The 13,106-nt window shown below is 63.4% G+C and carries 12 protein-coding genes and 1 pseudogene; 3 read left to right on the forward strand and 10 right to left on the reverse strand.

What is annotated here, in order from left to right; genetic code table 11:
* Position 1: 1 nt before the first annotated feature.
* A complete protein-coding gene (gene hpnH, locus HAP54_RS29540) occupies positions 2-1,162 on the reverse strand; it encodes an adenosyl-hopene transferase HpnH (RefSeq protein WP_166293577.1) in 1,161 nt (386 codons plus the stop codon).
* 45 nt (positions 1,163-1,207) lie between these two features.
* Positions 1,208-2,134: a 4-hydroxy-3-methylbut-2-enyl diphosphate reductase gene (gene ispH / locus HAP54_RS29545; protein WP_166293579.1), complete on the reverse strand. Its 927-nt coding sequence runs from the start codon at positions 2,132-2,134 to the stop codon at positions 1,208-1,210.
* A 451-nt stretch (positions 2,135-2,585) separates the two neighbouring features.
* On the opposite strand from ispH, the gene HAP54_RS29550 reads away from it, so the two are divergent.
* The gene (locus HAP54_RS29550) at positions 2,586-5,201 is read left to right on the forward strand and encodes an MMPL family transporter (RefSeq protein ID WP_166293581.1); all 2,616 of its coding nucleotides are present in this window, start codon (positions 2,586-2,588) and stop codon (positions 5,199-5,201) included.
* A 172-nt stretch (positions 5,202-5,373) separates the two neighbouring features.
* On the opposite strand, the gene HAP54_RS29555 is transcribed toward HAP54_RS29550, so the two are convergent.
* Positions 5,374-6,018, reverse strand: a complete 645-nt coding sequence (locus HAP54_RS29555) for a DUF2147 domain-containing protein (RefSeq protein WP_166293583.1) — start codon at positions 6,016-6,018, stop codon at positions 5,374-5,376.
* Between the two features lie 102 nt (positions 6,019-6,120).
* Here HAP54_RS29555 and hpnO point away from each other — a divergent pair, with 102 nt between their 5' ends.
* Positions 6,121-7,512 carry an aminobacteriohopanetriol synthase HpnO gene (gene hpnO, locus HAP54_RS29560; RefSeq protein ID WP_166293585.1) on the forward strand — a complete coding sequence of 464 codons (1,392 nt, stop codon included), beginning with the start codon at positions 6,121-6,123 and terminating at the stop codon, positions 7,510-7,512.
* Between the two features lie 119 nt (positions 7,513-7,631).
* On the opposite strand, the pseudogene HAP54_RS29565 reads toward hpnO, so the two are convergent.
* From HAP54_RS29565 to HAP54_RS29585, 5 genes and pseudogenes are all read right to left on the reverse strand, one after another.
* Positions 7,632-8,383: pseudogene (locus HAP54_RS29565) on the reverse strand (IS5 family transposase).
* 71 nt (positions 8,384-8,454) lie between these two features.
* On the reverse strand, positions 8,455-9,225 hold the full coding sequence (locus HAP54_RS29570) for an anti-sigma factor family protein (protein ID WP_166293589.1): 771 nt from the start codon (positions 9,223-9,225) through the stop codon (positions 8,455-8,457).
* Positions 9,222-9,782: a sigma-70 family RNA polymerase sigma factor gene (locus HAP54_RS29575; RefSeq protein ID WP_166306442.1), complete on the reverse strand. Its 561-nt coding sequence runs from the start codon at positions 9,780-9,782 to the stop codon at positions 9,222-9,224. Before HAP54_RS29575 ends, HAP54_RS29570 begins: the two co-directional genes overlap by 4 nt.
* A gap of 75 nt (positions 9,783-9,857) precedes the next feature.
* Positions 9,858-10,181 carry a cupredoxin domain-containing protein gene (locus HAP54_RS29580; protein WP_166203713.1) on the reverse strand — a complete coding sequence of 108 codons (324 nt, stop codon included), beginning with the start codon at positions 10,179-10,181 and terminating at the stop codon, positions 9,858-9,860.
* 12 nt (positions 10,182-10,193) lie between these two features.
* Complete coding sequence (locus HAP54_RS29585) at positions 10,194-11,144, reverse strand: metallophosphoesterase family protein (protein WP_029082125.1); 951 nt, start codon at positions 11,142-11,144, stop codon at positions 10,194-10,196.
* 216 nt (positions 11,145-11,360) lie between these two features.
* Between HAP54_RS29585 and HAP54_RS29590 the strand changes: the two genes are divergently transcribed.
* Complete coding sequence (locus tag HAP54_RS29590) at positions 11,361-11,657, forward strand: GFA family protein (RefSeq protein WP_224741742.1); 297 nt, start codon at positions 11,361-11,363, stop codon at positions 11,655-11,657.
* 208 nt (positions 11,658-11,865) lie between these two features.
* On the opposite strand, the gene HAP54_RS29595 is transcribed toward HAP54_RS29590, so the two are convergent.
* Both HAP54_RS29595 and HAP54_RS29600 read right to left on the reverse strand, forming a co-directional pair.
* Positions 11,866-12,132, reverse strand: coding sequence for a hypothetical protein (locus tag HAP54_RS29595; RefSeq protein WP_166293591.1), 267 nt, complete (start codon positions 12,130-12,132; stop codon positions 11,866-11,868).
* 71 nt (positions 12,133-12,203) lie between these two features.
* Positions 12,204-13,106, reverse strand: a complete 903-nt coding sequence (locus tag HAP54_RS29600; RefSeq protein WP_166293593.1) for an alpha/beta fold hydrolase — start codon at positions 13,104-13,106, stop codon at positions 12,204-12,206.

A 13,106-nucleotide genomic window follows, 5' to 3' on the forward strand; every position in this document is an offset into this window, starting at 1 on the left:
CTTAGGCGGCGGTGGAAGCCTTCTGCTGCTGCTTGGCGGCGGCAGCCGCGGCCTCGTCGCGGCGGATATCCGAGAGCTTCTTCTGGACCTGCTCGGCGAAGATGTACTGCGCCGGACGCTGCTTCGACATGTCGATCTCGGGCGCCATCGGGCCGGTCGTCCTGATGCCGCGCAGTGCCACCCACATCGCCTTCAGCGGATTGTTGATCGCAGCGGTCGCCGCGGTCGGCTCGTAGCCGCAATGCGCCATGCAGTCGGCGCACTTCTCATACTTGCCGGTGCCGTAGGTCTCCCAATCGGTGGTGTCCATCAGCTCCTTGAAGGTCTTGGCGTAGCCTTCACCAAGCAGATAGCAGGGCTTCTGCCAGCCGAAGATGTTGCGCGCCGGCATACCCCAAGGCGTGCACTCGTATTCCTGGTTGCCGGCGAGGAAGTCGAGGAACAGGCCGGAATGCATGAAGTTCCACTTCTTGCCCTTGCCGAGCGCAAAGACGTCGCGGAACAGCTTCTTGGTCTTGGTGCGGTTCAGGAAGTGCTCCTGGTCGGGCGCACGCTCATAGGCGTAACCCGGCGACATCGAGACGCCGACGCCGAGCTCGGTGGTGAAGTCGAGGAACTTTGCGATCTCCTCGGCCGGATGGCCGTCGAAGATGGTGGCGTTGACGTTGACCGTAAAGCCGCGCGCCTTCGCCGCCTTGATCGCGGAGACGGCGCGATCGAACACGCCCTTCTGCGACACCGCCTTGTCGTGATGATCCTTCAGGCCGTCGAGATGCACCGAGAAGAACAGGTAGGGCGACGGCTCGAACAGATCGAGCTTCTTCTCGAGCAGCAGCGCGTTGGTGCACAGCGAGACGAACTTCTTGCGCGCGACGAGGCCGCGCACGATCTCGCCGATCTCCTTGTGGATCAGCGGCTCGCCGCCGGGAATTGCCACCATCGGCGCGCCGCATTCATCGGCTGCGTCCCAGCATTCTTGCGCAGTCATGCGGCGATTGAGGATCGCATCCGGATAGTCGATCTTGCCACAGCCGACGCAGGCGAGGTTGCAACGGAACAGGGGTTCCAGCATCAGCACGAGCGGATAGCGTTTGCGGCCAAGCAGCTTCTGCTTGATCAGATAACCGCCGATACGCATTTCCTTGAAGAACGGTATAGCCATTAGACGATTTTCTTTCTGCACTTATCAAAGGGAAGTGGGTTCAGATCAGCCCGCAGTCAGTTCGGCCGGCAGCCGGAATTCGATATTCTCTTCGCGGCCCGGAACGACCGAGACCGACACCGGTCCGATGCGCCGCAGGGCCTCGATCACATCGTCGACCAAAACTTCGGGCGCTGAAGCGCCCGCGGTGATGCCGACGGCCTTCGCATCCTTCAGCCAATCCGGGTTGAGCTCGCTCCCATCGGCAATCAGATAACTCGCGACGCCGACCTCGGTGCCGATTTCGCGAAGCCTGTTCGAGTTGGAACTATTGGCGGCCCCCACCACCAAAATGACGTCCAGCAGCTTGCTTAGGTCCCTTACCGCAGATTGGCGGTTCTGTGTCGCATAGCAGATATCCCTGATGTCCGGGCCTTGAATATCTGTAAATTTTGCCTGAAGGGCCGCGATTATGTCCCTGGTGTCGTCCACGGACAACGTGGTCTGGGTGATGTAGGCGACCGGGGCGTCGGTCGGTAGCCTCAGTTCTGCCACATCCTGCACGCTCTGGACCAGCAGGACCGGCCCTGGAACCTGCCCCATGGTGCCCTCGACCTCGGGGTGGCCGGCATGCCCGATCAGGATCAGGGCGCGGCCCTTCGAGATATAGCGTTTGCCCTGGTTGTGGACCTTCGTCACAAGCGGGCAGGTGGCATTGAGCACGGGCAGGTCGCGCTCGGCGGCCTCCTGCTCGACGCTCCTCGCCACGCCATGGGCGCTGAAGACGGTCACGGCTTTGGCCGGCACTTCCGACAGGTCCTCGACGAAGATCGCGCCCTTCTTCTTCAGGCTTTCGACCACGTATTTGTTGTGAACGATCTCGTGGCGGACATAGACCGGCGGGCCATACTTCTGCAGCGCGCGTTCGACGATCTCGATCGCGCGCACCACGCCCGCACAGAAGCCGCGCGGCTGAGCAAGAAAAACTTCCATCGGACTTTCGCTACGCAAATTGCACCAATCTCATTCAATGCCCTGCGGCCGTTTCGGCAACGCACTCCACACGTCGGACGCCGCAACGTCAGTTGCAATGTCCGCACCATCACAGGTCCTGCACGGGATCCGTGCCCCAAGCGCATGGAAATACAGGCTTTTGTGGCAAAAAGGTAGCGCCTCGCGCGGGTGGGCGGTCAACCAGGAGGGTGTATGAGGTAATATGGTGTGGATTCCGGCCCCTGCGACCCTCCGTCCCCCTCACTTGTTCGTCACTTTATCGCCCTCTGATGCGGTTTATACCGGCCACTCGTGGCCGTTCCCTGTCGTTTGGAACCTCCTCGCCATCGCGTCGAGGAAGGTAACCAAAACAACATTAGATCGGTCCCGGGAACTCCGCTACAGAGCGAGCGTTTTCGGCCATGCTTCCCCGAGATTAGAAAGAAACGAAGTGCTGACAAATATTGTCGTCTCCGTTGTTCGAACCTGTACGCGTTTTGCCCTTCCGGTTGTGATTCTTGCTGTGCTGCTGTCGATCGGCGCCGGCTTCTATACGGCCCGCAACTTCTCGATCAACACCGACATCAACAAGCTGATCTCGCCCGATCTGGATTGGCGCAAGCGCGACAACCAGTTCGAGGAGGCGTTTGATCGCGAGCGCCTGATCCTGGCCGTGGTCGAGGCCGCGACGCCGGAGCTGACCAGCTCGGCCGCGAAGGCGCTCACCGCGAAGCTGCAGGCCGACAAGAAGAACTTCGAGGCGATCACCGCGCTCGGCTCCGGCGAGTTCTTCGAGAAGAACGGCTTGCTGTTCCTGCCCACCGAAGAGGTCGGCAAGGTCACCGGACAGCTCGGATCGGCCGCGCCGCTGATCGAGATCATGGCGGGCGATCCTTCGATTCGCGGGCTGACCGGCGCGCTCGAGACCGGCCTTGCCGGCGTCAAGCGCGGGCAGGTCAAGCTCGACAATGCCGCTCCTCCCTTCAACCTGATCTCCCAGACCATCGAGACCGTCCTCGCCAAGGGCAACGCGACCTTCTCCTGGCGCGAGCTCACCAGCGACACGCCGCTGACCGATTCGGACAAGCGCGCCTTCATCGAGGTCAAGCCGATCATCGACTATTCGGCGCTGGAGCCGGGCAAGGCCGCAACCGATGCGATCCGGCAGGCGGCCGCCGATCTGAAATTCCCGACCGAATATCACGCGCGCGTCCGCCTGACCGGACCCGTGCCGATCGCCAACGAGGAGTACGCCACCGTGCAGGACGGCGCGATCACCAACGGCATCGGCACCGTGGTGATCGTGCTGGTCATCCTCTGGCTGGCGCTGCATTCCGGCAAGATCATCTTCGCCGTGTTCGTGAACCTGTTCATCGGCCTTGCGCTCACCACGGCGGTCGGCTTGATGATGGTCGGATCGCTGAACCTGCTCTCGATTGCCTTCGCGGTCCTGTTCATCGGTCTCGGCGTCGACTTCGGCATCCAGTTCAGCGTTCGCTACCGCTCCGAGCGCTTCAAGAACGATAATCTCACGCTGGCACTTGAGAACGCGGCGCGCCGCTCGGCGGTGCCGCTGTCGCTTGCGGCGATGGCCACCGCCGCCGGCTTCCTCTGTTTCCTGCCGACCGACTACAGGGGCATCTCCGAGCTCGGCAAGATCGCCGGCGCCGGCATGTTGATCGCATTCCTCACCAGCATCACGGTGCTGCCGGCGCTGCTCGATCTGCTCAACCCGCCCGGCGAGAAGGAGCCGGTTGGCTATGCCTTCCTGGCGCCCCTCGACCACTTCCTGGAGAAGCACCGCATCCCGATCATCGTCGGCACGATCTTGATCTCCGTCGCCGGTCTGCCGCTGCTCCACTGGATGAAGTTCGACTTCAATCCGATCAACCTGCGCAGTGCGAAGGTGGAATCGATCGCGACCTTCCTCGACCTGCGCAAGGATCCGAACACCGGCGCCAACGCCATCAATGTGATGACGCGCTCGGAAGCCGACGCCAAGAAGATCGAGGCCAAGCTCGAGAAGCTGCCGGAAGTGTCGCGCGTGATGTCGCTCGACAGTTTCGTGCCGGACGACCAGCCAGCCAAGCTGAAGCTGATCGCGCAGGCGGCCAAGACGCTCGGCCCCGCGCTCAACCCCGACTCGGTCGATCCGGCGCCGTCAGATCAGGAGAATGTCGAGTCGCTAAAGAGCTCGGTCGACAGCCTGCGCAGGACCGCCGGCGACAACAAGGGGCCGGGTGCGGTTGCGGCGCGCCGGCTGGCCGACGCGCTGCAGAAGCTTGCCGATTCGAACCAGGCGACCCGCGACAAGGCGCAGGAGGTGTTCGTCGCGCCGATGAGGATCGTGTTCGACCAGCTCAAGAACACGCTGCAGGCCCAGACCGTCACGCTGCAGAACCTGCCGCCGGAACTGGTCGCGAGCTGGAAGACCAAGGATGGCCTGATGCGCGTCGAGGCGGAGCCGAAGGGCGATCCGAACGACAACGACAATCTGCGCCGCTTTGCCGACGCTGTGCTCGTTGCCGAGCCGACCGCGATCGGTGGACCGATTTCAATTCTGAAATCTGGCGATGTCGTCGTGGACGCCTTCATTCACGCCGGCATTCTGGCGCTTGTGGCGATCAGCGTGCTGCTGTGGCTGGCATTGCGCCGTGTCGTCGACGTGCTGCTGACGCTGGTGCCGCTCCTGGTCGCCGGCATCGTCACGCTGGAGATCTGCGTGCTGATCGGGCTGCCGCTCAACTTCGCCAACATCGTCGCGCTGCCGCTGCTGCTCGGCGTCGGCGTGGCGTTCAAGATCTACTATGTCACGGCGTGGCGCCAGGGCAGAACGAATCTGCTGCAGTCGAGCCTGACGCGCGCGATCTTTTTCAGCGCGCTGACCACGGCGACCGCGTTCGGCAGCCTGTGGCTGTCCAGCCATCCCGGCACCGCGAGCATGGGCAAGCTGCTTGCGCTGTCGCTGGTCACCACGCTCGCGGCGGTGTTGCTGTTCCAGCCGGCGCTGATGGGCAAGCCGCGCGAGGTCGGCAAGGAGGAGGATATCGCCAACGACGTCACCTGACGTCTTCGTCATCTGACGCCCTGGCGGTCCGCTTTCGATCAGGCTTCGGTGGCAAGCGCCGCCGAGGCCTGAATTCAGGACGCAGCGAGCCGGTCGTCCCGGCGCGCGCGAGAAGCGACCTGTGCTCTCGCGCTCGACTACACCGCTTCACGGTGTGGTCAGCGCGCCTTCGTTAACGCGTCGGCTTTGCGATGTCCGGGAGCAGGCAGATATCGCCCACGAGGTCGGCCGACGCATTGGCGTTGGCTGGCGGGTTGACCGCCTGCTTTTGAGCCGGCTTGGTGGCAGGCGCCACGACGCCGGTGGTTTTCGGAGTCTGCGGTGCTGCCGTTTTGGGCAGGGCGCCCTTCGCAGCAGGGTTGCCGGCGACGCTGACCGGGATCGGCGGACTGACGCGGGTCCAGGTCTCGCCGCCGCACAGGAAGCCGAGCACGCAGCCCTGGATCTCGAGCTGATCGGTGCCGACGGGCTTGATGGTCGAGCTGTAGAGCTGGCCATCCTTGGCGTTGTAGACCTGACCTTCCCACGCATCGACGCCGGCCTTCTTCTTCATGTCGATCAGGATCGGCATGCCGAGTGTCGGCCGGCTCTGCTTCGCGGGATCAGGATTGTTCTTATCCTTGCCGCCGGGGGTTTTTTCCCAGGACACCGCACCCCACATGTTGCCATTACACTGGGCGACGCGGATGGTTGCGACACCGTCTGCGACCTTCCAGTCGCCGGTGGGGTCCGCAGCAAGTGCCGGTGATAATACGGTGGCCAAAAATAAACCTGAAAAGGCTATTGTACGCGCGAAAGTTCTTGGGCAGTGCAACATGGTCCAAACCTGTGCTTAACTGGACGATCCGAGCGGGGGTCAAAACGCCGCGAGCGAGCGTTTTAAGTTGACGAGATGGCCATCAACCGACGTATGTAACGAATGGTAAGTTCCAATTTAGACGTTTCCGAGATTTTTGTGGAGCGGGAGGGGCAGCGCGGTGCCATGCACACGCGTCACCTCAACGAGCAGCTCGTTCGCGTCCTCAAGACCATCGGCTACGACGTCGGCTTCCAGAAGGGGCAAGGCCAATACCTCTTCGATCGTCAGGGGGCTCGTTACCTAGATTTATTGAGCGGATTTGGCGTTTTTGCGGTCGGTCGTAATCATCCGGACCTGCGCAAGGCGCTGAAGAGCGTGCTCGACGCCGATCTGCCGAATCTGGTGCAGCTCGACGTCTCCACGCTCGCCGGCGTGCTCGCGGAACGGCTTCTGGAATATGTTCCATATCTGGACAAGGTGTTTTTTGCTAATTCCGGCGCCGAAACCGTCGAAGCCGCGATCAAGTTCGCGCGCGGCGCCACCGGCCGTCCCGGCATCGTCTATTGCGGGCATTCGTTCCATGGCCTGTCCTACGGCGCGCTGTCGCTGACCGATGATTCGAATTTCCGCAGCGGCTTCGAGCCGCTGCTGCCGGGCTGCACCCCGATACCCTACAACGATCTCGAGGCGCTGGAGAAAGCGCTGTCATCGCGCCAGGTCGGCGCATTCATCGTCGAGCCGATCCAGGGCAAGGGCGTCAACATGCCCACTGACGAGTTCCTGCCCGGCGCGCTGGCGCTGTGCCGCAAATACGGCACGCTGTTCATCGCCGACGAAATCCAGACCGGCATCGGCCGCACCGGAAAGTTCCTCGCGGTCGAGCACTGGGGCATCGAGCCCGACATGGTGTTGCTGGCGAAGGCGCTCTCCGGTGGTCACGTGCCGATCGGCGCGCTGCTGACGCGCAAGAACATCTTCGACAAGATTTTCAACCAGATGGACCGCGCGGTCGTGCACGGTTCGACCTTCGCCAAGAACGATCTGGCGATGGCCGCCGGCATTGCCACGCTCGACGTCATCAAGGCCGAGAAGCTCGTCGAGAACGCCGCCAAGCGCGGCGCCGAGCTCCGCCTGGCGCTGACCCGCATGGTGCCGGGATACGAATTGATGAAGGAAGTCCGCGGCAAGGGCCTGATGATCGGCGTCGAGTTCGGGCCGCCGAAATCGCTGCGCCTGAAGGCGTCGTGGAACCTGCTGGAGACCGCCAACAAGGGTCTGTTCTGCCAGCTCATCACGGTGCCGCTGTTCAAGGATCACAAGATCCTGACCCAGGTCGCGGGCCACGGCCTCCACACCATCAAGCTGTTGCCGCCGCTCGTCATCACCGAACAGGATTGCGCCTGGATCGAGAAGTCGTTCGACGAGGTGATCGCCGGCAGCCACAAGGTGCCCGGCGCGATCTGGTCGCTCGGCAAGACGCTGGTCGACAACGCGGTGCGCAAGTCGGCGTAAGCCTGAAGCTGACTCATCGGTCATTGCGAGCTGCGTAGGGCGGGTTAGGCGAAGCCGTAACCCGCCATCGCGCGCGAGAAATTTGGTGGATTACGCCTCCGGCTAGGGCCTGTTTGGATTCATCTTGAATTTATCACAGCGGCGGTGAGATTGATCATGGCTTCGAAGCTGATATCTGTTTTGTCGGCTCGCATGGCGATCCGCTTGAATTCCTTGAGCTTGCAGAAGAAATTTTCGATCAGATGTCGCCATTTGTAGATTTCCGCGTCGATGGCGAGAGGTTTTGCGCGCCGCGGGTGCTGGGAGATGACGACCTTGGCGCCGCGTGCGTCGAGGTCGGCAATGATGGCGTTGCTGTCGAACGCCTTGTCGGCGATCATCGCATCGAAGGTCAGCCCTTCGATCAACGGCGGGACGCCGACCGTGTCGAAGCGCTGTCCTGGCAGCAGCACGAAACGCAGGAGATTGCCGAGCGCGTCGGTCAGTGCCAGGATTTTGGTGGTCATTCCGCCTTTCGAGCGGCCGATCGCCTGGTTTTGCGTCCCCCTTTTGCGCCCTGTCCGTGGCGGTGGACTTTGACGATGGTGGCATCAACCATGACGTACTCCATGTCCGGCTCGTCCGAGACCGCATCAAACATGCGCTTCCAGACGCCCGCCTTGGCCCAGTCGCGGAAGCGCGTGTACACGGTTATCCAGTTGCCGAAGGCGCGCGGCAGATCGCGCCACGGACTGCCCGTGCGCGCAATCCACAGCACGGCTTCGACAAACAGCCGGTTGTTATTGCCGCTCCGGCCGGGATCACCCGGCTTGCCAAGACAAAGCGGCTCCATCTTCGCCCATTGGGCATCAGTCAAAACGAATCGGTCCATCCCAAGCTTGAATCACAACCAAGCCAGGATGAGAATCCGGAATCCAAACAGGCCCTAGTCCACCCTACAAATCATCCCTCCTTGTTGGCGCGCATCGCGCTCTCGAACTTGTCGCCGAATTCGGTCAGCTCGTCGGCGCCGAGGTCGCTGACCGCCCAGTAGTTCAGGCCGCGGTCGCTCCAGCGGCGGATGTTGAAGCCTTGCAACGTCGAGATCTTCGCCGGGTGCCGTTCGGTGTTCGCGGTCTGCGCCACGAACAGGTTGATGACGTGCTGGCGCCGCTTGTAGACCACGGCGCCGATCTCGCGGGTGTTGACGTAGTCGAGCCGGCCGCCGATCAGGGTGAAGCCCTGCGCGGTGAGGTCGATCACCGGTGGCGAGACGTCGAGCTTGCCATTGAACCAGGGCTTGACCGTGTGCTGATCGGTCGAGATCACGTCGGTGAGGTGGCCGGCCTGCAGCGAGCGCAGATGCGCCGACACCACCTCGCTCTCGATGCGCTGCTCGTCGTCATTGCGCAGCACGACCGCGACAAGGCCGGTCGCGGCCATCGCCGATACCGCGGAGCCGAGAGCGAAGCCGCGCAGCACCGAGCGCCGGCTCGGCGCCGCCTGCACCTGCGGCTGCGGCAATGCCTTCTCGATCTTGCGGCGCAGCTCGAGCGGCGCCTTGTAGCGCACGTCGCTCTCGGCGATCGCCTGGCGGATCTCCTGATACTCCTTCATCAGGACGGCGCAATGCGCGCAACCCTCGATATGGGCTTCCACGTCGCGTGCATGGCCGGCGTCGAGTTCGCCGTCGATCAGCGCGTGGACCAGCACTTCGGCTTCCTCGCAGGTCATTTCACTTGCTCCTGTTCCGCAAGCCAGGCCGATCGCAGCATGGCGCGGGCGCGCGCGAGGCGCGACATCACGGTGCCGACCGGCACCGCGGCGACATCGGCGATCTCGCGGTATGAAAGATTCTGGATTTCCCTGAGCACAAAGGTCTCGCGAAACGGCTCGGCGAGCGCCGCGACCAGCTTGCGCACGGTATCGCCGTCGAAACGGCGCAGCAGCTGCTTTTCCGGTGTCTCCGGAGCTTCGCTCCACAGCGGGGTCTGCTCGCCGCCTTCGGGCAGCTCCTCGACCGCGGTGGGGGCGGTCTTGCGCCTTGCATATTCGGCGCGGCAGACATTGCGCAGGATCGCGAACAGCCACGGCTTCATGGCAGGTCCCCGGTAGCTGTCGAAATGCTTGTAGGCGCGCAGATAGCATTCCTGCACCGCATCTTCGGCGTCGGCGGCATCGCGCAGCAGGTAGCGCGCCAGCGTATAGGCGTCGTCGAGATACGGCAGCGCCGTGCCTTCTCGGGATCGTCTTGCGACGCTTTGACAACCATCGTGTCCTGCCCGGCATATCGAGAGACGGCTTGTACCCGGCCGGGGGCGGAGGGCCACCGGCCGGGCATGGCTGTGATTGTATGGCTGGTCACGTTACCCAACCTTGATACTGCCTGTCATGTGCGGATGCAGCGAGCAGAAATACTTGTACTCACCGGCTTCCGTGAAGGTGAACGAGAAGGTGCCGTCGGTATCCATGGTCTTGGAGCGGAATTTGCCCGCACACACCACGGTGTGCGGGATGTCGTCGCGGTTGGTCCAGGTCACGGTGGTGCCGACCTTCACGTCGAGCGGGTTCGGCGTGAACGAAAAGTTGTCGATGTGGACCGCGGTGTCTTCGGCGCGGGCCGCCGTGACCGGCAGCAGCATGGTCGCGACCACGGCTATACCGAAGTCGCGTCGATTGATCGAACTCATCGCTCTCTTCCCTCAACCCTGCAGCGGCGTGTCGATGATGGCCAGCGGCTGGCTGTTCTGCTTGAAGTTGATGCTGGCGACGCCGAGCATGCTGCGCAGCTTGGCATCCTCGACCTTCATCGGGCCGGGCGAGGGCGCGGAACCGGGCGCCGGCTGCGGGAAGGCGGTCGAGCGCGCGGTGTGGAAGGTGACGTTGCCCTCGACCTTCTGCATCACCTGGTGGATGTGGCCGTTGAGCACGGTGACCGAGCCGAAGCCCTTGACGTATTCGAGCGCGCGGGCGCCATCCTCGGTGCCCCAGCCCCATTGCGGATAGACCGTCCACAGCGGGATGTGGGCGAACAGCACGATTGGCGTCGACTTCGAACGGCCCTTGAGGTCGTTCTCCAGCCATTCCAGCTGCTCGTTGCCGAGATTGCCGAGGCCGCCGCCCTTGAGATCGACGACGTTGACAAGGCCGATGAAATGCACGCCGCCGGCATCGAACGAATAGTAGCCCGGACCCTTGGTGCCGCGGCCGTAGCGCTCCTTGTAGAGCTTGACCTCCTCGTCGATGAAGTCGTGCTCGCCCGGCACGTAATGCACGTCGAGCTTGGCCTGCGAGATGATGCGATCGGCGTCATCGAATTCGGACGCCTTCGACAGATGCGTGATGTCGCCGGTGTGGATCATGAAGGACGGCTTGACCTGCATCGCCCGGACCTTGTTGATGGCCTCTTCCAAGGTGCCGATCGCGTTCGGGTTGGCCGGCTTGTCGAAGCCGACATGGCTGTCGCTGATCTGCATGAAGGTCATGCCGGTGGGCTCTGCAGCCTGCGCCGAGCCGATGATGCCGAGCGAATGCGGCACGCCGCCGGTGACGGTCCACAGCACGCCGGTGCCGGCCCAGGTCATGCATTCCAGCACCTTGCGTCGGCTGACGCCTTTTTCCTCATCGTGATGGTCGTGATCGTGTCCGCTCATGGCAAGTCTCCCGTGGTCCCCAGGGATTGGGTTTCCGGGTAGGTGATCAGTGGTGCCGGGGCTTTATTCCCGGGGCTCCGGAGCGGCCGGAGGGCCGGGTTGACGATTTCGTGAGGGCCCGCGCGACAGGTGGACGCAAGGGCAAGATGCGTCATTGCCGTCCAACGGCTTGCGGCTCTATCGACCCATCAAACCACTGATCGGCCGGAGGAAACCATGGGCGACGTGACCGGCGGCTGTCACTGCGGCGCGATTCGTTATGAGGTGACCGGGGAACCGATCGTCCATGCGCTGTGTCATTGCAGCGATTGCCGGCGTCATGCCGGCGCACCGATGGTCGGCTGGGTGATGGTCGCCGAGGACATGGTCAAGCTGACCAAGGGCCAGCCCAGGATCTACCAGTCCTCGGAGCATGGCCGGCGGCACTTCTGCGCGGATTGCGGTACCGGGCTTTTCTACACCGATGGCAACATGTTGCCCGGGTTCATCGACATTCCAAAGCGGCACCTATGATGACCCCGGCGCGGTGCCGGCCGTGGTGCATATCCAGGTCGCCGAGCGGCTGCGCTGGATGGAAGATGCGCATGAGCTGCCGACCTTCGACCGCTTTCCGCCGCCGACATGACCGGCGACCGGCGATGATGCGCGCCGCAGCATGGACATGTTGCGCAACATAGATGAACGGCCGCAACAAAGCTGTCTTGCAGCCGTCAGCATAATGTCAGCGCTGCTGCGTAATGATGCCGGACTTCATTCGCCACATCGGGAGAGCATCATGAGCGACCACGCAGGCGTTGAGCATCACCACAAGGCAGCTGAGCATCACGAGCACGCGGCGCGTCATCACCGCGAAGCCGCCAAGCACCACGAAGCCGGCGACCATCACAAGGCGGCACATCACGCCCACAGCGCCCATGGTCACGCCAGCCATGCCCAGCATCACCACACCGAGGCGAGCCGGCATCACGCCGAGCACCACGGCAAGCACTAATAACCGTTCCAGTACTGCGTGCGTGGCTTCCGCCGTCCCCGCCAGGGGACGGCGTTTTTCTTTTTGACCTACTCCGCGCGTCTTGCAAACGTTCTGACCGCCGCAACCTTCAGCGCCGGCGCTTCCTGCGCGACGCAATGCCCGACGCCGTCGAACGTCCAGCGGCTCGCGTGCGGGAGCAGCGCCGCGGCTCGGTCGGCCATCAGCTTGTAGACCGATCCTGACTGCTCGGTGGTGGCGATGCAGACCGGGCAGGTGATCTCGGAGAGCCACGGGAATGGATTGCCGCGGGCATCGCCGGTGTAGATCTGTTCCATCGCCTGGACGATCGGCAGCAGCAGCGCGGACTCGATCTCGGGCGTGCAGCGCAGCCGCACGCGGCCGTCGTCGAGTTTTGCAAACCCGTGATGGACATAGGCCCAAAGCGATCGCTCGGTCCATGGCGCGAACGCGGGCGCGGTGCGCAGCCGCTGGAACAGCGCATCCGCGCTGTCGAACTCGGCCCGGCGGCGCAGCGCGCCCTGCACGGACGCGCTCGACATCTCGCTCAAGCCACCGGTCCGTGGCGCGTGCGGGTCCATCACGGTCGGCTCCGTCACGAACAGCCGCGCGAAGCGGTCCGGCATCAGCTTCGTTGCGAGCAGCAGGTCGGTCGCGCCGGCGCTGTGGCCGATGCCGTAGATGTTATGCAGGCCGAGGCGTTCGACCACCATGCAGATGTCTTCGGCGAAATCCTGGAAGTGGTAGCAATCGGCCGCCGGTTTGTGGCTCAGGCCATGGCCGCGGCGGTCGAGCGCATAGACGGTATGGTCGGCGGCCAGCGCCTCGGCGACCTCGCTCCAGACCTCGGCGACAAAGCCGGTGCCGTGCAGCAGCAGCGCGGGCGGCTTGCCGGAAGCGGGCTCGCCCCATCGCGCCACCGCGATCGCGGTGCCGGCATCGCCAACGAGAATTCGCTGCGGCTGCGTCAT

The organism is Bradyrhizobium sp. 2S1, assembly GCF_011516625.5.
In the GTDB taxonomy this organism is placed as follows: Bacteria; Pseudomonadota; Alphaproteobacteria; order Rhizobiales; family Xanthobacteraceae; genus Bradyrhizobium; species Bradyrhizobium septentrionale.

Excerpts from the sequence above, each read along its gene's own strand:
- hpnO (WP_166293585.1), top strand. The coding sequence starts at position 6,121 with ATGGTAAGTTCCAATTTAGACGTTTCCGAGATTTTTGTGGAGCGGGAG.
- HAP54_RS29585 (WP_029082125.1), bottom strand. The coding sequence starts at position 11,144 with ATGAGCGGACACGATCACGACCATCACGATGAGGAAAAAGGCGTCAGC.
- HAP54_RS29570 (WP_166293589.1), bottom strand. The coding sequence starts at position 9,225 with ATGACCTGCGAGGAAGCCGAAGTGCTGGTCCACGCGCTGATCGACGGC.
- ispH (WP_166293579.1), bottom strand. The coding sequence starts at position 2,134 with ATGGAAGTTTTTCTTGCTCAGCCGCGCGGCTTCTGTGCGGGCGTGGTG.
- hpnH (WP_166293577.1), bottom strand. The coding sequence starts at position 1,162 with ATGGCTATACCGTTCTTCAAGGAAATGCGTATCGGCGGTTATCTGATC.
- HAP54_RS29590 (WP_224741742.1), top strand. The coding sequence starts at position 11,361 with ATGGGCGACGTGACCGGCGGCTGTCACTGCGGCGCGATTCGTTATGAG.
- HAP54_RS29600 (WP_166293593.1), bottom strand. The coding sequence starts at position 13,106 with ATGACGCAGCCGCAGCGAATTCTCGTTGGCGATGCCGGCACCGCGATC.
- HAP54_RS29580 (WP_166203713.1), bottom strand. The coding sequence starts at position 10,181 with ATGAGTTCGATCAATCGACGCGACTTCGGTATAGCCGTGGTCGCGACC.
- HAP54_RS29555 (WP_166293583.1), bottom strand. The coding sequence starts at position 6,018 with ATGTTGCACTGCCCAAGAACTTTCGCGCGTACAATAGCCTTTTCAGGT.